Below are 22,142 nucleotides of genomic sequence, written 5' to 3' on the forward strand. Positions count from 1 at the left end.
CCCAACATGAGCCAGACACCCAGGACCGCGGTGCTTTCCCAGACCGAGCGGCGCGAGGCACTCGCACGGCTGCTCCAGGAGCGGGGCCCCGGCACGAAGCTGGGGCCGGTGTCCTTCGCACAGCAGCAGCTCTGGCTGGTCGATCGGCTGTCTCCGGGCGGCTTCGCCTACAACCTCTTCCGCGCCTTCCGGCTGACGGGGCCGCTGGACGCGGTGGCACTGCGCAAGGGACTCGATGCGCTCGTCCAGCGCCACGAGGTGCTGCGGACCACCTACGCGGACGTCGGAGGCCAGCCCGTGCAGGTGGTCGCCCCGGCGCGCGAAGGACACTGGCCCACCGTGGACCTGAGCGACGTGTCGGAACGTGAGGACACCGCGCGCCGGCTGGCACGGGACGAGGCGGAGCGGCCCTTCGACCTGGAGCACGAGCATCCCCTGCGGGCCACGCTGCTGCGGCTGGGCACGCAGGACCATGTGCTCCTGCTGTCGCTGCACCACATCGCCTGCGACGAGTGGTCCCTGGGCGTGCTGGTGCGCGAGCTGGGGACGCTGTATCGGGCGTTCTCCTCGGGGGTCGCCCCTTCGCTGCCGGCGCTGCCCATCCAGTACGCGGACTTCGCGCGCTGGCAGCGGCAGAAGCTCACGGGTGAGGCGCTGGAGCCACTGCTGGCGGAGTGGCGCCGCCGACTCTCCGGCCCCCTGCCCTCGCTGGAGCTGCCCGCGGACCACCCTCGGCCAGGCACCCGGACGCTGCGGGGCGGACACCAGCGGGTCCACCTGCCGGCGGAGGTGGCTCGGGAGCTGGAAGCCCTGGCGCGCCGGGAGGGCGTCACGCCGTTCATGCTGCTGCTGGCGGCGTGGCAGGTGCTGCTGCGGGTCCATTCGGGGCAGGAGGATCTGTTGGTGGGCACCCCGGTGGCGGGGCGTGGCCGGGCAGAGGTGGAGGGGCTCATGGGCGCCTTCGTCAACGTGCTGGTGCTGCGCACGGACCTGTCGGGAGACCCGTCCTTCCGCGAGCTGCTGGCGCGGGTGCGCGCGACGTGCCTGGACGCGTACTCGCGAGAGGACGTGCCCTTCGACCGGCTGGTGGAGGCACTGGAGGTGCGCGGGGACGCGGGCCGCACGCCGCTGTTCCAGACGATGTTCACCTTCCAGGCGGCCCCCGCGGCAGCGCTGGAACTGGCCGACGTGCGGGTGTCACGGCTGGAGGTGGAGCGGCGGCTGTCGAAGTTCGACGTGAGCCTGCACCTCGCGGCGGGCCCGGAGGGCCTCTCCGGTGAGCTGGAGTACAGCGCCGACCTCTTCACACCCGACACCGCGGCGCGGCTGGCGGAGCGCCTGGAGGTGCTGCTGCGAGGCGTGGCCCTGGCTCCCGACGCGCGGCTCTCGGCGCTGCCCGTCATGGCGGAGGCGGAGCGGCACCGGTTGCTGGTGGAGTGGAATGCCACGCGCACCGACTACCCACGGGACGCGACGCTCCCCGCGCTGTTCGCGGCCCAGGCGGCGCGAACGCCCGACGCCGTGGCGGTGGCTTTCGGAGACTTGCGGCTCACCTATCGGGAGCTGGACCGGCGGGCGAACGGGCTGGCTCACCACCTGCGCGCGCTGGGCGTGAGGACGGGCACCCCGGTGGGGCTGTGCGTGGAGCGCTCGCTGGAGCTGGTCGTGGGCGTGCTCGGAATCCTCAAGGCCGGAGGCGCCTACGTGCCGCTGGACCCGAGCCACCCGCGAGAGCGGCTGGCGCTGCTCCTGGACGACACGGGCGTGCCATGGGTGCTGGCCTCCCCGGAGCTGCTGCCACGGTTGCCGGAGACGCTCGGGCTTCAGGTGGTGCCCCTGGGCGCCGTGACGACGGAGCGGGAGGACGCGCCCCGCACCGGAGTGACCGCGGGCGACCTCGCGTATGTCGTCTACACGTCGGGCTCCACGGGCCGGCCCAAGGGCGTGGGCGTGCCTCACCGGGCGGTGGTGCGGCTGGTGATGGGAGCGGACTACGCGCGGTTCGGCCCTGACGAGGTCTTCCTCCAGCTCGCGCCGCTGGCGTTCGACGCCTCCACGTTCGAGCTGTGGGGCAGCCTGCTGCACGGTGCTCGGCTGGTGATGTTCCCTCCGCACACGCCCTCACTGGAGGAACTGGGCCAGGCGCTTCGGCGTGAGCGGGTGACGACGCTGTGGCTGACGGCGGGCCTGTTCGAGCAGATGGTGTCCCTCCAGCCCGAGGCACTGGAAGGGGTGCGCCAGCTCCTCGCGGGAGGAGACGTGCTGCCCCCTGGCGCGGCACGCGAGCGGCTGGCCCGTGGCGTCGGCGTGCTGGTGAACGGCTATGGCCCCACCGAGGGGACGACCTTCACCTGCTGTCACGTGATGCGGACACCGGAGGACGTCGGGCCCACCGTGCCCATCGGCCGGCCCATCGCGAATACCCGGGTGTACGTGCTGGACGCGACGCTGCGGCCCGTGCCCCTCGGCGTGCCGGGAGAGCTGTACGCGGGCGGAGATGGCGTGGCGCTCGGCTATCTGGGCAGGCCGGAGCTGACGGCGGAGCACTTCGTGCCGGACGCCTTCAGCACCGAGCCGGGAGCCCGGCTGTACCGGACCGGAGACCGGGTGCGCTGGCGCGCGAACGGGACGCTGGAGTTCCTGGGCCGGCTGGACGGACAGCTCAAGGTGCGCGGCTACCGCATCGAACCGGGCGAAGTGGAAGCAGCGCTGCGCCTGTGCTCCGACGTGCGCGACGCGGTGGTGGTGGCACGAGAGGACGGAGCCAGTGGCAGGAGACTCGTCGCCTACGTGGTGCCCACCACGCCAGGAGCGACGCTCGCGTCCACCGTCCTGCGCGACTTCCTGAAGCAGCGCCTGCCGGAACCCATGGTGCCCTCCGCATTCGTACCGCTGGAGGCCCTGCCCCTCACCGCCAATGGAAAGGTGGACAGAAGGGCCCTGCCCGTCCCGGACTCCACCGTCGCTGAACCGAGGCCCGACAGTGCGCCCCGCACCGCCACCGAGGAGCTGCTCGCGGACCTCTGGGCACGACTGTTCGGCCTGGAGCGCGTGGGCGTGGAGGAGGACTTCTTCGCGCTCGGGGGACACTCGCTGGTGGCCACGCGGCTCGTGGCCTGGGTGCGGGACACCTTCGGCGTGGAACTGCCGGTGCGCCGCGTCTTCGAAGCGCCCACCGTCTCCAGCCTCGCCACCACCCTCGACACGCTCCGGAGTGAGGGACAGCGGCTCCAGGCCCCGCCGCTGGAGCCGGTGGCTCACGAGGGGCCCACGGTCCTCTCCTCCGCGCAGCAGCGCGTGTGGTTCGCGACGCGGTTCGAGCCCGGGAGCGTCCACTACAACGTCCCGTTCCTGCTGCGGTGGAAGGGCGCGCTCGACGTGGGAGTGCTCGAACGAAGCCTGCGGGCCCTCGTCGCCCGGCACGAGTCGCTCCGGACGACCTTCACCGAGGAGCGGGGACGGCCCGTGCAGCGCATTGCGCCCGAGCCATCCCTGGCCCTGCCCGTGGTGGACCTCTCGGGGCTGCCCCCGGAGGCCCGTGAGGACGAGGCCCGCCGGTACGCGGCGGAAGAAGCCGCGCGTCCGTTCGACCTGGAGCAGGGACCGCTGCTGAGGAGCCTGCTGCTCAGGCTCGGACCGGACTCGCACACGTTGCTGCTGACGCTGCACCACATCGTCTTCGACGGCGAGTCCATCGCCGTGCTGCTCCGTGAGCTGCGAGCGCTGTACGCGGCACTCTCCTCTGGAACCACGGCCACGCTGCCGCCACTTCCCATCCAGTACGCCGACTTCGCGGTGTGGCAGCAGCGGTGCGCGCAGGGAGGGACGCTGGAGCCGCAGCTCGCGTGGTGGCGAGAGCGGCTGGCCGGGCTGGAGCCCCTGGAGCTCCCTGCGGACCGTCCCGCCCCCACCGTGCGCACTCGCGAGGGAGCGCGGCTCCAGAGGGTGCTGCCCCGGAGGCTGACGGATGCGCTGGCGGCGCTCGGCCGGCGGGAGGGCGTCACCCGCTTCATGCTGCTGCTGGCCGCCTTCCAGGTGCTCCTCTCCCGCTACACCGGTCAGACAGATGTCGCGGTGGGAGCCCCCATCTCCGGCCGCACCCGGCGCGAGGTGGAGGGGCTCATCGGCTTCTTCGTCAATACGCTGGTGCTGCGCGGAGACCTCTCCGGAGCCCCCACCTTCCGGGCGCTCCTGGGCCGCGTGCGGAACACCTGCCTGGGCGCATATGCCCATCAGGACCTGCCCTTCGACCAGCTCGTCGAGGCGCTCCATCCCGAGCGCGGCGCGGGGCACAGCCCGCTGTTCCAGGTGATGTTCTCCGTGCAGGACGGGGCCACCCCGGTGCTGGAGCTGCCGGGCCTCTGCGCACGCCTGGAGGATGGCGACCCGGGGCGGGCGAAGATGGACCTGGGCCTCGCCATCTCCGAAAGCGAGGCAGGGCTCGTCGCATCCTTCGGCTACGGCACCGAGCTGTTCGACCGGGAGACCGTGGGCCGAATCGCGGACCACTACGTGCGGCTGCTGGAGTCCATCGCCGCGTCCCCGGACCCACGCATCACCGAGCTCTCCATGCTCGCGCCGGAGGAACGCCACCGACTGCTGGTCGAGTGGAATGCCACGGATACCGCCGGGCCCGTGGACTCGCTGGTCCCCGCCCTGTTCGAGGCGAGGGCCGCGCTGACTCCGGATGCGCTCGCGGTGGAGGATGACGCGGGGACGCTGACGTATGGAGCGATGGAGCGGCGGGCGAACCGGCTCGCGCACCATCTGAGGTCGCTGGGGGTGAGGCCCGAGGTGCGCGTGGGGTTGTGCGTGAAGCGCTCGGGGCCGTGGGTGGAGGCAGCGCTCGGCATCCTCAAGGCCGGCGGCGCGTACGTGCCGTTGGATCCGAACCAGCCCATGGACCGGCTGGCCTCCATGCTGCGCGACAGCGGCGCTCCGGTGGTCATCACCACCGAGGCCATCGCCGATGAGCTTCCTTCCGACGGTGAGCAGTGGGTGCTGCTGGACGCGGACGCGCCGCTCATCGAGTCCCAGCCGGACACGCCCCTATCGAGCGGCGCACGCGCCGAACACCTCGCCTACGTCATCTACACCTCCGGCTCGACAGGGCAGCCCAAGGGCGTGGGCGTCACGCACGGCAGCCTGGCGAACCTGGTCCACTGGCACCTGCGCGAGTACGCGGTGGGGCCCGAGGACCGGGTGTCCCACGTCATCGGGACGTCGTTCGATGCGTCGATGCTGGAGCTGTGGCCCACGCTGGTGACGGGGGCAAGCCTCCACATTCCGAGCGACGAGACACGCACGCAGTCCTCGCGACTGCTGGAGTGGCTGGCCGCGCGACGTGTGACGCTGGCCGTCCTCCCCGCGCCCCTGGCCGAGGCCGTGCTCTCCGAGCGCTGGCCCGCAAACGTGGCCCTGCGGGTGCTCGTGTCGGGAGGAGACCGGCTGCATTCCCGTCCCCGTGCGGACGCACGGTTCCGGCTGGTGAACCAGTACGGCCCCACGGAGAGCACCGTGGTGGCGACCTGCGCCACGGTGGCCATGGAGGACACCGAAGCGGGACTGCCACCCATCGGCCGGCCCATCGCCAACACGCGGGTCTACGTGCTGGACCGCGAACTCCAGCCCGTGCCCGTGCGTGCCACGGGAGAGCTGTACGTGAGCGGCGCCGGCCTGGCGCGTGGCTACCTGGGCCAGCCCACCCTCACCGCCGAGCGCTTCATTCCTCATCCCTTCAGCACCGAGCCCGGGGCCCGCCTCTACCGCACCGGAGACCGCGTGCGCTGGCGGGCCGACGGCGCACTGGAGTTCCTGGGCCGCGCCGATGAGCAGGTGAAAGTGCGCGGCTTCCGCATCGAGCCGGGTGAAGTGGAAGCGGCGCTGCTCCAGCACGCGGACGTTCGCGAGGCCGTGGTCGTCGCACGGGAAGACGGGCCCGGAGGCAAGCGGCTCGTCGCGTATGTGGTGCCTCACTCCACCGCGCCCGTCGCCACCGCCCTGCGCGAGTTCCTCCTGCACCGGCTGCCCGAGCACATGGTGCCCTCCGCGGTCGTCATGCTGGACGCGCTGCCCCTCACGCCCAATGGCAAGGTGGACAGGAAGGCCCTGCCCGTCCCGGGCGTCAGCCTCACGGCGGCCTCGCCCGAGCTTTACGTCGCCCCGCGCACCGACCTGGAGCGCCGGGTGGCGGCCATCTGGTCGGAGCTGCTCGGCGTGGCTCGAGTCGGGGTGGAGGACGACTTCTTCGAGCTGGGCGGACACTCGCTGCTGGCCACGCAAGCCCTCTCGCGACTGCGCGAGTCCTTCGGCGTGGAGGTGCCGCTACAGCGGCTGTTCGAGGAGCCCACGGTGGCGGCGGTGGCCCGAAACCTCGAGTCCTCCCTGCGAGACACCGCGCCGGGAGCGCGGCGTGAGCCACCGCTGGTGCCAGTCCCGCGCAACGGTCCGCTGCCGCTGTCGTTCGCTCAGCAGCGGCTGTACTTCCTGGAGCAGCTCGCCCCGGGCGGGGCCACCTACCACGTGCCCCTGGTGGTGCGGCTGGAGGGAGCACTGGAGGCGGACCTGCTCCGCGAGGGCCTGCGGGAAGTGGTGCGCAGGCACGAGGCACTGCGGACGACCTTCGCGATGGAAGACGGGCACCCGATCCAGGTCATCGCGCCGGAGCTGGCGCTCGACATGCCCGTGGTGGACCTCACCGGCCTGTCGTCCGAGGAGCGCGACACGGAGGCCGAGCGTCGCGCCCGGGAAGAGGCGCTGCGCCCGTTCGACCTGCACCAGGGGCCGCTCGTAAGGGCCACGCTGTTGCGGCTCGCGCCGGAGGTCCACGCGCTGCTGCTGTCGATGCACCACATCGTCTCCGACGGGTGGTCCCAGGACGTGTTCCAGCGGGAGCTGAGCGCCATCTACTCGGCACTCCGGTCCGGGGGCGCCGCCACGCTGCCGCCCCTGCCCGTCCAGTCCGCGGACTTCGCCGTCTGGCAGCGCGAGTGGTTGAACGGAGAGGTGCGGGAGACGCAGCTCGCCTGGTGGCGTGAGCAGCTCGCGGGTCCGCTGCCCGTGCTGGAGCTACCAGCGGACCATGCCCGCCCACAGGTCTGGAGCCACCGGGGCGGACGGCTCCGAGCCCTGCTGCCGCGCACGCTGTCCGGGCGTGTCGAGGCCCTGGCGCAGCGCGAAGGGGTGACGCACTTCATGCTGCTGCTCGCGGCGTTCCAGGTGCTGCTGATGCGGCACACGGGACAGGAGGACCTGCTGGTGGGCACGCCGGTGGCGGGCCGCAACCGGCGCGAGGTGGAGGGACTCATCGGCTTCTTCGTCAACACGCTGGTGCTGCGCGGAGACCTGTCCGGAGCCCCCACCTTCCGCGAGCTGCTGGGCCGTGTGCGGGAGCGCTGCCTGGGTGCGTACGCCCACCAGGACCTGCCCTTCGAGCAACTCGTCGAGGCCCTGCATCCCGAGCGGGACCTGGGGCGGACGCCGCTGGTGCAGGCAATGTTCGTGTTGCAGGGCGCCACGCGTGCGGCGCTGGAGCTGCCGGGTGTGTCCGTGCGCCTGCGAGACGTGGAGACGGGCACATCGAAGCTCGACCTGACCCTGTCGATGCGAGAGACGGAGAACGGATGGATCGCCGTCTGGGAGTTCAGCACGGACCTCTTCGAGCCGGCCACGGTGGCTCGGGTTGCCGGGCGCTTCGAGCGACTGCTGGAGGCAGCGCTCGCGGACCCCGATCAGCGCATCGATGCGCTGCCTGTGATGCACGAGGAGGAGCGCCGGAAGGTGCTGGTGGAGTGGAACACCACTGCCGCCGACTTCCCTCGCGACCTCACGCTGCCGGAGCTGTTCGAGCGGATCGTGGCGCTGCATCCAGACTCTGTCGCTGTTGAGAGCAGTGGTTCGCGGCTCAGCTACACGGAGCTGGAGCAAAGGGCGAACCGGCTCGCACACCACCTGCGCTCACTGGGGGTCGGGCCTGAGGTGCGCGTGGGCCTGTGCGTGGAACGCTCGGCGCGCTGGGCCGTGGGCGCCCTGGCCATCCTCAAGGCCGGAGGAGCCTACGTTGCGCTCGACCCCGCCTACCCGCCTCAGCGCCTCGAGTGGCTGCTCAACGACAGCCGGGCGCACCTCCTCGTCACCACGGAAGCCCTCGCCGCGCGGCTTTCCGACAGTGCCACTCCGCGCGTGCTGCTGGACGCGGATGCGCCCCTGATTGCGGCACAGCCTGAGCTCGCGCCTCACTCCGACGCCGGCCCCGCGCATCTCGCCTACGTCATCTACACCTCGGGCTCCACCGGCCAACCCAAGGCCGTCGGCGTCACCCATGCCAGCTTGATGAACCTGGTGGCGTGGCATCAGCGCACGTACGCCCTGACACCCGACAGTCGCTCGACCCAGGTGGCCGGTACCGCCTTCGACGCCTCGGTCTGGGAGCTGTGGCCCCCGCTTGCTTCGGGTGCCAGCCTCCACATCCCCGGCGACGAGGAGCGCGCCAGCCCGGCCCTGCTCCTTCAGTGGCTGGCCGCACAGGCCATCACCCACTGCTTCCTGCCCACGCCCCTGGCGGAGGCCGTCCTCACCGAGGAAGTGTGGCCGCAAGGCATGGCCTTGCGTGTACTGCTGACGGGAGGAGACCGGCTGCGCCAGAGGCCACGCGCGGAGGCTCCCTTCCAACTGGTCAACCACTACGGCCCCACCGAGAGCACCGTGGTGACCACGTGCGCCACGGTGGCCGTGGAGGGCACCGAAGCGGGACTGCCTCCCATCGGCCGCCCCATCGCCAACACGCGGGTGTACGTGCTGGACCGCGAGCTTCAGCCGGTACCCGTGGGTGTCACGGGAGAGCTCTACGTGGGCGGCGCCGGCCTGGCGCGTGGCTACCTGAACCAGCCCGCCCTCACCGCCGAGCGCTTCATCCCGCACCCCTTCAGCGTCGAGCTTGGGGCCCGCCTCTACCGCACCGGAGACCGGGTCCGCTGGCGGGCGGACAGCGCATTGGAGTTCCTGGGCCGCGCCGATGAGCAGGTGAAGGTGCGCGGCTTCCGCATCGAGCCGGGTGAAGTGGAAGCGGCGCTGCTCCAGCACGCGAACGTTCGCGAGGCCGTGGTCGTCGCACGTGAAGACGGGCCCGGAGGCAAGCGGCTCGTCGCCTACGTGGTGCCTCACTCCACCGCGCCCGTCGCCACCGCCCTGCGCGACTTCCTGCTGCACCACCTGCCCGAGCACATGGTGCCCGCCGCCTTCGTCACCCTGGAGGCCCTGCCCCTCACTCCCAACGGCAAGGTCGACAGGAAGGCCTTACCCGCTCCAGAAACGCACGGCACCGCGAGCGCCAGTGGCTACGCGGCTCCAAGCTCCCCCACGGAGGAGAAGCTCGCGTCCATCTGGGCCTCCGTGCTGCGCGTGCGGCAGGTGGGCGTTCGCGACAACTTCTTCGCCCTCGGTGGCGACTCCATCCTCAGCCTTCAAGTCATCTCCCGCGCCCACCAGGTCGGCCTCAAACTCACTCCGCGCCAACTCTTCCAGCACCCCACCGTCGAGCAACTGGCCCGCGTCGTCCAACTGGCCTCCACCGAAGCCACCTCACAGGAGCACGTCTCCGGTCCGGTGCCCCTCACTCCCATCCAGCACTGGTTCTTCGAGTGGGGCCTTCCCACTCCCCACCACTTCAACCAGGCCTTCCTGCTGGAACTCCGCCAGCCCCTCTCCCCCGAAGTCCTGGAGCAGGCCCTGCGCGTGCTGTGCGTGCACCATGACGCCCTGCGCATGCGCTTCACCCACCAGCCCCCTGCCCTCGCCGCAGGCGCGAAGACCTCACGGATGGAAGCAGCACCGCCCCACCTTGCCCACTGGCACCAGGAGAACGCCGAGAAGGCACCACCCCTCACCCTGCTCCAGGTCGACGTCTCCCACCTGCCCCTCTCCCAGCAACCCCAGGCCATCGCCTCACGCGCCGCCGTGCTCCAGGCCTCCCTGCGCCTCGAAGACGGCGGCCTCGTGCGCGCCGCCCTCTTCCACCGCGGCCCTGGCCTGACTCCCCGCCTGCTGCTCGCCATCCACCACCTCGTCGTCGACGCCGTCTCCTGGCGCTTCCTCCTCGACGACTTGCAGGCCTGCTGCCTCGCCCTCTCCCAGGGCCGGCCTCCCGCCCTCCCTCCCAAAACCACTTCCTTCCAGGCCTGGGCACGCCGCCTCCACTCCCACGCCCACTCCGAAGCCCTCTCCCTCCAGGCCTCCTTCTGGACGGGCCTGCCCTGGCACCTCGTCCACCCACTCCCACGAGACACCCACTCCGGCGACAACTCCCTCGCCTCCGCTCGCCACCTCACCGTCTCACTCCCCCCAGACGAAACCCGCCTGCTTCTCCAGGACACTCCCTCTTCCTGGCGCGTGCACATCAACGACCTGCTCCTCGCCGCCCTCGCCCAATCCCTCTGCTCCTGGACCGGCCACTCCGCCCTCGCCGTCAACCTCGAAGGCCATGGCCGTGAGGACCTCTTCGACGACGTCGACCTCTCACGCACCACCGGCTGGTTCACGAGTCTCTTCCCCCTCGTGCTCTCAGCGGAGCCCAAGGCCCGTCCGGGTGAAGTCCTCGCCTCCACGCACCAGCAACTGAGCGACGTGCCGCACAAGGGCCTCGGCTTCGGCCTGCTGCGCTATCTGCGTGAGCTCCAAGACCCGGCAACCCGCGCGCTCGCGGCACTGCCCTCTCCCGAGGTGAGCTTCAACTACCTCGGCCAGCTCGACTCGATGGCGGACACGAGCGCCCTCTTCGGCCTCTCGCGAGACCCGACGGGCCCCATGTACGGCGACCAGGGACCGCGCCGCCATGTGTTGGACGTGAACGGCCATGTCCTCGACGGGCGCCTCGTTCTGCGCTGGACCTACAGCGACAACCTCCACGAGCGCTCCACCATCGAGCACCTCGCCCACGGCTGCCTCGACACGCTCCGTGCGCTCATCCGGGACCGGGACACCGAGGAAGCCCACCGCCGACGTCCCACGGACTTTCCGCTGGCGCGCCTGGCTCCGACCACGCTGGACCGGGTGCTCCAGACGGTTCCCGGAGTCGCGGACCTCTACCCCGTCTCGCCGTTGCAGCAGGGGCTGCTGTTCCATGCGCTCCTGTCCCCCACCACGGGCACCTACGTCACGCAGCTCACCTGGGAGATGCACGGGCTGGACCCGGACGCATTCCGGCGTGCCTGGGAGGTGTTGCTCCAGCGGCACGCCATCCTCCGCACTGCCTTCCTCTGGGAAGGACTGCCCGAGCCCCTCCAGTGCGTCCAGGCCCGCGTCGACCTGCCCTGGCGGGAGCTCGACTGGAGCGACGTGCCGCGGGATGCGCGGGACGAGCGCCTGCGAGCCTTCCTCGCGGAGGACCGCGGCCACGGCTTCAAGCTCACCCAGGCGCCGCTGCTGCGCCTCACGCTCATCCAGATGGACGCGGAGATCCACCGGCTGGTGTGGAGCCACCACCACCTGCTGCTGGACGGCTGGAGCATGGGGCCGCTCCTCGACGAGCTGTTCGCCAGCTACGAGGCCGTGTCCAAGGGTGAGTCCCCGGTCCTCCCGGACCGTCCGCCGTACCGCGACTACATCGCCTGGCTGCGGACGCGAGACGCAGCCCGCGCAGAGTCCTTCTGGCGCGAGTCCCTCGCTGGCTTCACCGAACCCACGCCCCTGCCTGCCGACTCACGGCCCGGTCGCGCTCAGGTGGAGACGGGGGTTCCGGAGGGGCATCTGACCCTGCTCCCAGCAGCGCTCACGGAGAGGCTGCAAGCCTTCGCGAGGCGGCATCACCTCACGATGAACACGCTGGCCCAGGGGGCATGGGCGCTGCTGCTCGGGCGCTACAGCGGCCAGCGGGACGTGGTGTTCGGAACGACGGTCGCCGGCCGTCCGCCAGAGCTTCCTGGCGCGGAGTCGATGATTGGCCTGTTCATCAACACGCTCCCGGTGCGCGTGCGGCTGCCCGAGCGGGAGCGACTCGTGCCCTGGCTTCAGGCGCTCCAGGCGCAACAGAGCCAGGTGCGCCAGCACGAGGCCACACCCCTGGCCCAGCTCCAGAGCTGGTGCGAAGTCCCGAGAGGAACACCTCTCTTCGACAGCCTCTTCGCCTTCGAGAACTACCCGATGGACGGCTCGGTGCGCGAGCGTGCGAACCGACTGGCCGTGAGGGACCTGCGGTCCTCGGAGCACACGCACTACCCGCTCACCGCCGTCATCCTGCCGCGACACGGAGAGCTGCTGCTGAAGCTCGAATACGAGTCCGGCCGCTTCGGCGCCGAGGCAATGCGCCAACTGGTGGAGCACTACCAGACGCTGCTGGAGGGCATGCTCACCCGCGCGGACCAGCCGCTCGCGTCGCTCCCCTGGATGAAGGAGAACGAACGAGCCCGGTTGCTGGTCGAGTGGAACGCCACGCACGCCCCCGTGCCGTCTGGCACCTGCATCCACGAGAAGGTGGAAGCGCACGCCCGCCGCACTCCGCGAGCCCTCGCCGTGAGCGACTCTGAAGAAACCCTCACCTACGCGGAGTTGGAGAGAAGGGCGAACCGGCTCGCACACCACCTGCGCTCGCTGGGGGTCGGGCCCGAGGTGCGCGTGGGCCTGTGCGTGGAGCGCTCGGCGCGCTGGGCCGTGGGTGCCCTGGCCATCCTCAAGGCCGGGGGCGCCTACGTTGCGCTCGACCCCGCCTACCCGCCTCAGCGCCTCGAGTGGCTGCTCAACGACAGCAAGGCACACCTGCTCGTCACCACGGAAGCCCTCGCCGGGCGGCTTTCCGACAGTGCCACTCCTCGCGTGCTGCTGGACGCGGATGCGCCCCTGATTGCTGCACAGCCTGAGCTCGCGCCTCACTCCGACGCCGGCCCGGAGCATCTCGCCTACGTCATCTACACCTCGGGCTCCACCGGCCAGCCCAAGGCCGTCGGCATCACCCACGCCAGCTTGATGAACCTGGTGGCGTGGCACCAGCGCACGTACGCACTGACACCCGACAGTCGCTCGACTCAGGTGGCCGGCACCGCCTTCGACGCCTCCATCTGGGAGCTGTGGCCCCCGCTTGCTTCGGGTGCCAGCCTCCACATCCCCGGCGACGAGGAGCGCGCCAGCCCGGCCCTGCTCCTTCAGTGGCTGGCCGCACAGGGCATCACCCACTGCTTCCTGCCCACGCCCCTGGCGGAGGCCGTCCTCACCGAGGAAGTGTGGCCGCAAGGCATGGCCTTGCGTGTACTGCTGACGGGAGGAGACCGGCTGCGCCAGAGGCCACACACGGAGGCGCGCTTCCAACTGGTCAACCACTACGGCCCCACCGAGAGCACCGTGGTGACCACGTGCGCCACGGTGGCCGTGGAGGGCACCGAAGCGGGACTGCCTCCCATCGGCCGCCCCATCGCCAACACGCAGGTGTACGTGCTGGACCGCGAGCTTCAGCCGGTACCCGTGGGCGTCACGGGAGAGCTCTACGTGGGCGGCGCCGGCCTGGCGCGTGGATACCTGGGCCAGCCCGCCCTCACCGCCGAGCGCTTCATCCCGCACCCCTTCCGCACCGAGCCAGGGGCCCGCCTCTACCGCACCGAAGACCGCGTGCGCTGGCGGGCCGACGGCGCACTGGACTTCCTGGGCCGCGCCGATGCGCAGGTGAAGGTGCGTGGCTTCCGCATCGAGCCCGGTGAAATCGAAGCAGCACTGCTCGAGCACCCGGACATCCGTGAAGCCACCGTCGTGGCACGTGAAGACGGTCCCGGAGGCAAGCGGCTCGTCGCCTACGTGGTGCCTCACTCCAGCGCGCCCGTCGAGGTCGCCGACTCAGTCGCTGCCCGTGCGGTGCCGCACTCCACTGCGCCCGCCACCACCGCCCTGCGCGACTTCCTGCTGCACCACCTGCCCGAGCACATGGTGCCCGCCGCCTTCGTCACCCTGGAGGCCCTGCCCCTCACTCCCAACGGCAAGGTCGACAGGAAGGCTCTACCCGCTCCAGAAACGCACGGCACCGCGAGCGCCAGTGGCTACGCGGCTCCAAGCTCCCTCACGGAAGAGAAGCTCGCGGCCATCTGGGCCTCCGTGCTGCGCGTGCAGCAGGTGGGCGTTCGCGACAACTTCTTCGCCCTGGGCGGCGACTCCATCCTCAGCCTTCAAGTCATCTCCCGCGCCCACCAGGCCGGCCTCAAGCTCTCTCCTCGCCAACTCTTCCAGCACCCCACCGTCGAGCAACTGGCCCGCGTCGTCCAACTGGCCTCCACCGAAGCCACCTCACAGGAGCACGTCTCCGGTCCGGTGCCCCTCACTCCCATCCAGCACTGGTTCTTCGAGTGGGGCCTGCCCACTCCCCACCACTTCAATCAGGCCTTCCTGCTGGAAGTCCGCCAGCCCCTCTCCCCCGAAGTCCTGGAGCAGGCCCTGAGCATGCTGTGCGTGCACCACGACGCCCTGCGCATGCGCTTCACCCACCCGCCTCACTGGCACCAGGAGAACGCCGAGAAGGCACCACCCCTCACCCTGCTCCAGGTCGACGTCTCCCACCTGCCCCTCTCCCAGCAACCCCAGGCCATCGCCTCACGCGCCGCCGTGCTCCAGGCCTCCATGCGCCTCGAAGACGGCGGCCTCGTGCGTGCCGCTCTCTTCCACCGCGGCCCCGGCCTCACTCCCCGCCTGCTGCTGGCCATCCACCACCTCGTCGTCGACGCCGTCTCCTGGCGCTTCCTCCTCGACGACTTGCAGGCCTACTGCCTCGCCCTCTCCCAGGGCCGGCCTCCCGCACTCCCTCCCAAAACCACCTCCTTCCAGGCCTGGGCACGCCGCCTCCACTCCCACGCAAACTCCGAAGCCCTCTCCCACCAGGCCCCCTTCTGGACGGGCCTGCCCTGGCACCTCGTCCACCCACTCCCAAGAGACACCCACTCCGCCGACAACTCCCTCGCCTCCGCTCGCCACCTCACCGTCTCGCTCTCCCCAGACGAAACCCGCCTGCTGCTCCAGGACACTCCCTCCGCCTGGCGCGTGCACATCAACGACCTGCTCCTCGCCGCCCTCGCCCAATCCCTCTGCTCCTGGACCGGCCACTCCGCCCTCGCCGTCAACCTCGAAGGCCATGGCCGCGAGGACCTCTTCGACGACGTCGACCTCTCACGCACCACCGGCTGGTTCACCACCATCCACCCCGTGGTCCTGCCGGCCCTGGCGCACGCCACGCCAGGTGACACGGTGAGCGCCGTGCACCACGCGCTCACGAGCATCCCCGACAAGGGCCTCGGCTTCGGCCTGCTGCGCTACCTGCGACAGTCCACCGAGGACACAGTCGCCATGAGCCTCGCGGCACTGCCCTCGCCCGAGGTGAGCTTCAACTACCTCGGCCAGCTCGACTCACTGGCGGACGCCAGTGCCCTCTTCGGCCTCACCTGGGAGTCCCCCGGTCCAGACCACGGCGCCCAGGGCCACCGCAGACACGTGCTGGACGTGAATGGCCACGTCATGGACGGGCGCCTCGTCCTGCGCTGGACCTACAGCGACAACCTCCACGAGCGCTCCACCATCGACCGCCTCGCCCACGGCTGCCTCGACACGCTCCGCGCCCTCATCCAGACCCGTCCGGCCCAGGTCCCCCCCGAACTCCAAATCGAGGACACCTATCCCCTCTCCCCGCTCCAGCGGCGGATGCTGCGGCACACGCGCCTCGCGCCGGGAACAGGCGCCTACGGCACGCAGCTCACCTGGGAGTTCCACCAGGGCCTGGACGTGCCCGCCTTCCGCCGCGCGTGGGAGGCGATGGTCCGCCGTCACGCCATCCTCCGCACGTCCTTCCCACCCGGGGACGGCACCCAGCAGGTCCACGCCCAGGTCGACCTCCCGTGGAAGGAACACGACTGGCGCACCCTCCCCGCCGAGTCCCAGCACGCGCACTGGGACTCCGTCCTGCGACAGGACCGCGTCCAGGGCTTCGACCCGGCCGCCGCGCCGCTGCTGCGCCTCACCCTCGCTCGCACGGGCACGGACACGTTCCGCTTCGCCTGGAGCTTCCACCACCTGCTGATGGACGGCTGGAGCGTGGGCCTGCTGATGGACGAGCTGCTCGCCACCTACCAGGGCCAGCACACCCCGCTCCCGAGCCGCCCGCCCTACCGCGACTTCATCACCTGGATGAAGCGCCGCACCTCCTCCACCTCCGAAGCCTGGTGGCAAGACACCCTCACCCGCCCCACGCCACTCCCGGGAGACCGGGGCCCGCCGGGCACCCCCACCGTCCCGTGGCGAGAGCACCTGTACGTCCTGCCAGAGTCCCTGACCTCCGCCCTCACGGCCTTCGCAAGGCGGCACCACCTCACGCTGAACACGCTGGCCCTGGGCGCGTGGGCGCGGGTGCTGGCACACCACACCGGCGTGGACACGGTCCTCACACAGGTCATCATCGCCGGCCGGCCTCCGGAGCTGCCGGGGGCGGAGTCCATCATCGGCCCGCTCATCGACGCGCTGCCGCTGCGCATCCCCCTGACCGGCGGCGAGCCGTGCCTCCCGTGGCTGCAGGACCTCCAGGCCCGCCAGCTCGCGCTCGCCGAATACGCGCACACCGAGCCACCGCGGAGCGAGCCCCTTCCCGACACGCTCTACGTCTTCGAGAACTACCCGAGGGATGCCGCCGTGGGCACGCGGGCCCAACACCTGGGCCTGCGCCGCATCCACTCGCTGGAGCAGCCCTTCACCGCGCTCGACGCCGTCGTCCTACCGGGACGGGAGCTGAAGCTCGAGCTCTCCTACGCCCCCGAGCGCCTGGACCCGGCCGTCATCGAGCGGCTCCCCCGCCACTGGCGCGCGGTGCTGGAGTCCCTCCTCGCCAACCCCGAGCAGCGGCTCGCGGACCTGCCGGGAGCCGGGCAGGACGAGGCCCCTGCACGCATCGACACATGACCCGGCCTCACGGCTCTTCGGGAGGCGCCGGCTCCCACCGGGGCGGCGCATCCAGCGCGGGCCGCTCCCGCATCAACTCGTTCGGACGAAAGCCGCCCTTGTAGCGCAGCGACGCGCACGCCTGGACGCGGTAGCCCAGGTACACGTGGGGGATGCCGCGCTCCCGGGCCAATTCCACCTGGCGCACCACGTTGGCGGTGCCGAGCGACAGGTGCGCGTAGGCCGGGTCATAGAAGAAGTACACCGCGCTCCAGGCACGCGGCGTCTCGTCGCACAGGCCCACGCCCACCAGCTTCGGGCCTCCTTCCGCGCCATCGTCGTACCAGGTCAGCTCGCGCGCGGACGGGTGCGGGAAGGAGAACTGGAGCGAGTAGTCGCGCGCGGTAATCGGCGACGGGTTCCACTCGCGCGCGGCCTCGCGCTCCGCATGCCACGCGCGGTACAGGGCCAGCCGGGACGGGTCCACCCGGGGCGTCCCCACCTCCACCCGCAGGTGGGCGCAATTGGCGCGCGCCCGGCGCTGGCTGCGGTTGGGGCGGAAGCCGTCCACGGGGATGCGCAGCGAGACGCATTCATTGCAGGCCGAGCAGGCGGGCCGGAAGTACACCGGCCCGAAGCGGCGCCACCCGCGCACCAGCAGGTGCTCGTACTCCTCCGCCGTGACGTCCTGCATCAGTAGATTTTCCAGGGAGGCCTCCCGCTCCGGCAGGTAACTACAGGGGCGGGGAGCCTCGACGTCGTGAGCCAGGAGGAGGGCCATGGGCGTCCTCGTTCCTGTCCGGCGGCCCTCCCGGCGTCAAGTCGCACACGCTGGCCCGGGTGCAGTGCGTCCGGAGGGCCTCGCGCGGCCCACAAGCCACGACATCCATGTCCCGACGCGGCCCCGACCGCGGGCGCCCCTCCCCATGGGGCGGGCTGGCACGCCGACTGCAAAACAATCAGACGCCGCCCGTGGGGGGGCAGGAGGAAGCACATGGCCCGCGACAGCATGCAGCCCTGGCTGGACCGCCTTTCGTACGGGGAGCTCGAAGTCTCGGGCCTCTCGGCACGCTCGGCGCTGGGCTCCCGGGACTGGGATGGCACCGAGGCCTCCATCGTGTCCCGCTCGTTCGCTCGCCCCGCAAACCCCGACATCTCTGCCCTACCTGTCACGGTTTCCCCAGAGGTCGGGGAAGACACCGCTGGGGGTTATGACGACCTCGACTTCACGGTGGCGAGCTACTGAGCAGCCCCGGCGACGCGTCCGCCCATGACGGCTGCGCGTCGGCAATGAACGCGCGCCCGCCTGCCCTGGACGCAGTTTCTGCGCGGGCCGCGGGGCGCCACGTTTCCCAGAACCCCAACATCCGAGCAGGCAGCCAGGAACGTGCGCGGAAGCAAACAGGCACGCGCGTTCCCTGAGTGGGAAGGCGTCTTCCCGGCCGTGGGCGCCACCGCATATAAGTTCCGGCATGTCAGCGATTGATGTCTCGGTGGTGATGCCCACCCACAAGAGGGAAAAGGAAGTGGTGGAGGCCATCCGCTCCGTGCTCCGCCAGGAGGGGGTGAGTGTGGAGGTCATCGTCCTGGATGACACGCCCGAGGGCACGGCGCGCGCGACGGTGGAGGGGCTGGGGGACGCGCGGGTGCGCTACCTCGTGAATGACCCGCCCTCCAAGGGCCGCCCGGCGGTGGTGCGCAACCATGGGGCCACACTGGCCCGGGGCCGCTACCTGCACTTCCTCGACGACGACGACATGCTCGCGGAGGGCTCGCTGCACGCCATGGTGAGCGCGCTGGACGCCCGGCCGGACGCCGGTGTCGCGGTGGGCTGGGTGGTGCCCTTTGGCGACGACGCGGACTGGCTGAAGGACAAGAGCGAGTACTTCGAGTGGGCGGCGAAGGTGGGCGCCAGCACGCCCAACAGCGCGTGGACGGTGGCGCACATCCTCTTCCGCGGCACGCTGTATGTGAACTCCGCGTGCATGGTGCGCCGCGAGCACTTCGCGCCGCTGGGCGGCTTCGACGCCTCCATCCCCGTCTACGAGGACGTGGACTTCTACCTGCGCGGCATCCGCGCCTACGGCCACGTGTACGTCAACCGCCCCATCCTGCACTACCGCACGGGCCGGCCCTCGCTGATGCACAACCTGGGCAAGGACGGCACGCTGGTCATGCAGTCCAACGAGATGATTCACGGCAAGTACCGCCAGACGAACGGCATGCTGGAGTACCGCGCCCTGCAGCTGCTGATGCGCGCGCTGCCCTTCGACGTCGCCAAGAAGCTGCCGCTGCGACTGCCCAAGCAGGGGCGGGCCTCGTGAGCCTCAAGAGCCGCATCCTCGGTACCGCGAAGCGCCAGGTGAAGGACACGCTGCGGCCGGTGCTGCAGAAGGCCATGGCGCCCTCGCGCACCGCCATCCCCGCCTCGCACTGGGGGTTGGAGCACCGCCCCGGCCAGGGGCTGTGCCTGGAGGGCGTGCCTCTGAAGGAATTGACGGCCCGCTGGGGCTCGCCGCTGCACGTGGTGCACCTGGCCGCGCTCGGCCGCAACGTGGAGCGATTCCTCGCGGTGCCACCCGGCCGCGCGGGCGGCGCCGAGGTCTACTACTCGTACAAGACGAACCCCATCCCGGGCGTGCTGTCCTTCATGCACGAGCGGGGCGTGGGCGCGGAGGTCATCTCCGCCTATGAGTTGTGGCTGGCGCTGAAGCTGGGCGTGGCCCCGGAGCGCATCGTCTACAACGGCCCGGCGAAGTCCGAGGCCTCCGTGCGCGAGGCGATTTCCCGAGGCATCCAGTTGCTCGCCGCCAACCACGCGGAGGAGCTGGCCGTCTTCTCGCGCGTCGCCGCGGAGGTGGGCCGCCGCCCGCGCGTGGCGGTGCGGGTGAGCACGGACAGCGGCTGGTCCGCGCAGTTCGGCACGCCCATCGCCGGAGGCGCAGCGCTGCGCGCCTGCCAGCAGGCGCGCGACTCCAAGCACCTGGACCTGGTGGGGCTGCACGCCCACCGCGGCGCCACCATCCGCACCGAGGGCGAGCTCACCGGCTTCGTGGAGTCGGTGCTCGCCTTCACGGACACGCTGCACCAGGAGCTGGGTCAGGATTTGGAGGTGCTCGACCTGGGCGGCAGCCTGTGCACGCCGACGACGGAGCACATCGCCGAGCGCGACTGGCGGCTCAACCTCACCTTCTTCCGCGACGTGCCCGCGCCGGACCCGGCGGCGTCGCTCTCCATCGAGCGCTACGTGGCGCTGGTGGTGGAGATGGTGGAGTCGCACTACGCGCGCCGGGGCCGCCAGCGCCCGCGCATCTTCCTGGAGCCGGGCCGCGCCATGACGGGCGACACGCAGCTGCTCCTGGCCAACGTCCACGCCCTCAAGCAGGGCGAGGACCGCACCTGGGCCGTCATGGACGCCGGCGTCAACCATGCCGAGTGCGTGCGCAACGAGTACCACCAGCTCTTCCACGTGGAGCGGCCGGACGCGGAGGCCTCGCGCGTGTACACGGTGGTGGGCCCCATCTGCACGCCGGGCGACACGCTCTACTACGCCAAGCGCCTGCCGGAGCTCTCCGTGGGAGACACCCTGGCCATCATGGACGCGGGGGCGTACTTCGTGCCCTTCGCCACGTCCTTCTCCTTCCCGCAGCCGGCCATCATCGCGCTGGACGGCGGCAGGGAGCGGCTGTTGCGCCGCGCCGAGACGTTCGATGACCTGGTGACGTTCGACGCGCCGCCCGCCGAGCCCGCCCGCCTCAGCGGTTGAGCACCATGGAGCGCAGGAAGGCGCGGGGGTGGCGCGCGGAGACGTAGAGAATCTGCGCCAGCTCCACCGCGGTGGGCACCAGGTCATCCGAGTCGATGAGGGGGTCCACCGACACGCCCCGGTGCGACTCCAGCCACTGCCGCCACTGGCGCGCTTCTTCTCCCGGGAGCGCGCCGGACAGCCGCTGGAGGTTGAGCAGCATCTCCAGCGCAATCCGGTTGCAGAACACCTCGCCCCGCCCCTGCCACTCGCGCGCGGCCTTCACCTCGCGCAGGAGCGAGTCCCTGTCACCGACCGCCGCGTGGTACGCGAGCAGCGGCAGCGGCAGGCCCCGGGCGATGTCGAAGCCCATCTGCCCGTAGTAGCGGGGGTTGAAGTCGATGAGGAGGAAGTCGTCCTTCGTCTGGATGAACTCCACCTCGAAGACGCCGTGGTAGCCCAGACGCTTGCACAGCCGCTTCAGCCCGTCGGCCAGCTCCTCGCGCACCGGGGCGGACTCGAAGCACACGCCCACGCCCAGGCGGCGGGGGCGCTGGAGCACCTTCATGGCGCCGCGCACCTCGAACAATTCGCCTGTCTCGTCCACGAAGCCGGACAGGCTGTAGATGCCCTGCGCCGCCTCCGGGTGGAACTCCTGCACCATGGGGCGGGCCACCGCCGGGTCGAACTTCACCAGCATGTCCGCGTACCCGTCGCGCGAGAAGGCGCGGTACTCCTCCGCCAGCTGCGAGGGCTCCGACACCGGGTGGCCCTTGCGGTGGGTGGAGTAGAGAATCTGGGTGGTGGGCTTGATGAGGACGGGGAAGCGCGCCTCGCGCGACACCGCGTCCAGGGCCGCCTCGGACTCGGGGAACCAGGTGCGCGGCAGCCGCAGGCCCACCTCCTGGCCCACCTCGAAGAGCTTGCGCTTGTTGAGCAGGCCGTAGACGGCGTCCACGCCCGGGTCATAGAGGTGGAAGTACTGCGAGAGCGCCTCGCGGTGGACGGACACCAGCCACGCCAGCTCGTCGCTCGTCGGATAGAGCACGTGCCGCATCGGCTCGCGCCGGCCGAAGTCCAGCAGCCACGCGACGAAGTCCTCTGCACGCGACTCGGGGGGGCACTGGACGCGGCGCCCGACGTAGCGGGACCAGCTCGCGGGCCCCAGCTTCGCGGGGTCCGCCACCGTGACGTCGATACCGTTGCGCCCGAAACAGCGCGCGGCCGCGAGCGTGCCGTAGAAGCTCGCGGAGAAGAGCAGCACGGACGGCCGCCCCTCCACACGCGCCTGGGGTGCCTGCTCCACCATGGCGTCCTCAATCTCCTGCTGTGATTCCGGTGCCATCGACTCCCCACCCCGCCGCGAGCGCGGCGTCCCCGCGCGGACCGCGGAGGGCACCTGCGAGGCCAGCCCGGAGGACGTGCCTCGCGGGGGCATGCTGGCGCCAGAGGTGGCCGCGGCGAGCGTCGCGGTGAGGAGGGAGACGAAGTGCCGTTTCATGAAGGTCTGGGG

General features: G+C 71.1%; 6 protein-coding genes. 4 read left to right on the forward strand and 2 right to left on the reverse strand.

All coding sequences use genetic code 11. The features are described from left to right. Nucleotides 1–6 precede the first annotated feature (6 nt). Nucleotides 7–16,905, forward strand: a complete 16,899-nt coding sequence (locus OV427_RS07060) for a non-ribosomal peptide synthase/polyketide synthase (protein WP_267855342.1) — start codon at nucleotides 7–9, stop codon at nucleotides 16,903–16,905. Nucleotides 16,906–16,912: 7 nt separating this feature from the next. Here the strand turns inward: OV427_RS07060 and OV427_RS07065 are convergent, their stop codons facing one another. Beyond that, a complete protein-coding gene (locus tag OV427_RS07065; protein ID WP_267855343.1) occupies nucleotides 16,913–17,665 on the reverse strand; it encodes an arginyltransferase in 753 nt (250 codons plus the stop codon). Between the two features lie 213 nt (nucleotides 17,666–17,878). Here OV427_RS07065 and OV427_RS07070 point away from each other — a divergent pair, with 213 nt between their 5' ends. From OV427_RS07070 to OV427_RS07080, 3 genes are all read left to right on the forward strand, one after another. Further along, a complete protein-coding gene (locus tag OV427_RS07070; protein ID WP_267855344.1) occupies nucleotides 17,879–18,130 on the forward strand; it encodes a hypothetical protein in 252 nt (83 codons plus the stop codon). A 226-nt stretch (nucleotides 18,131–18,356) separates the two neighbouring features. Next, nucleotides 18,357–19,208, forward strand: a complete 852-nt coding sequence (locus OV427_RS07075; protein ID WP_267855345.1) for a glycosyltransferase family 2 protein — start codon at nucleotides 18,357–18,359, stop codon at nucleotides 19,206–19,208. Then, the gene (locus tag OV427_RS07080; RefSeq protein ID WP_267855346.1) at nucleotides 19,205–20,650 is read left to right on the forward strand and encodes a pyridoxal-dependent decarboxylase; all 1,446 of its coding nucleotides are present in this window, start codon (nucleotides 19,205–19,207) and stop codon (nucleotides 20,648–20,650) included. Before OV427_RS07075 ends, OV427_RS07080 begins: the two co-directional genes overlap by 4 nt. On the opposite strand, the gene OV427_RS07085 is transcribed toward OV427_RS07080, so the two are convergent. Continuing rightward, nucleotides 20,640–22,130: a carbamoyl-phosphate synthase gene (locus OV427_RS07085; protein WP_420718249.1), complete on the reverse strand. Its 1,491-nt coding sequence runs from the start codon at nucleotides 22,128–22,130 to the stop codon at nucleotides 20,640–20,642. The genes OV427_RS07080 and OV427_RS07085 overlap by 11 nt on opposite strands. Nucleotides 22,131–22,142: the final 12 nt, after the last annotated feature.

It is taken from the genome of Pyxidicoccus sp. MSG2 (assembly GCF_026626705.1).
Classification (GTDB): domain Bacteria; phylum Myxococcota; class Myxococcia; order Myxococcales; family Myxococcaceae; genus Myxococcus.

Excerpts from the sequence above, each read along its gene's own strand:
- OV427_RS07060 (WP_267855342.1), top strand. The coding sequence starts at position 7 with ATGAGCCAGACACCCAGGACCGCGGTGCTTTCCCAGACCGAGCGGCGC.
- OV427_RS07075 (WP_267855345.1), top strand. The coding sequence starts at position 18,357 with ATGTCAGCGATTGATGTCTCGGTGGTGATGCCCACCCACAAGAGGGAA.
- OV427_RS07065 (WP_267855343.1), bottom strand. The coding sequence starts at position 17,665 with ATGGCCCTCCTCCTGGCTCACGACGTCGAGGCTCCCCGCCCCTGTAGT.
- OV427_RS07070 (WP_267855344.1), top strand. The coding sequence starts at position 17,879 with ATGGCCCGCGACAGCATGCAGCCCTGGCTGGACCGCCTTTCGTACGGG.
- OV427_RS07085 (WP_420718249.1), bottom strand. The coding sequence starts at position 22,130 with ATGAAACGGCACTTCGTCTCCCTCCTCACCGCGACGCTCGCCGCGGCC.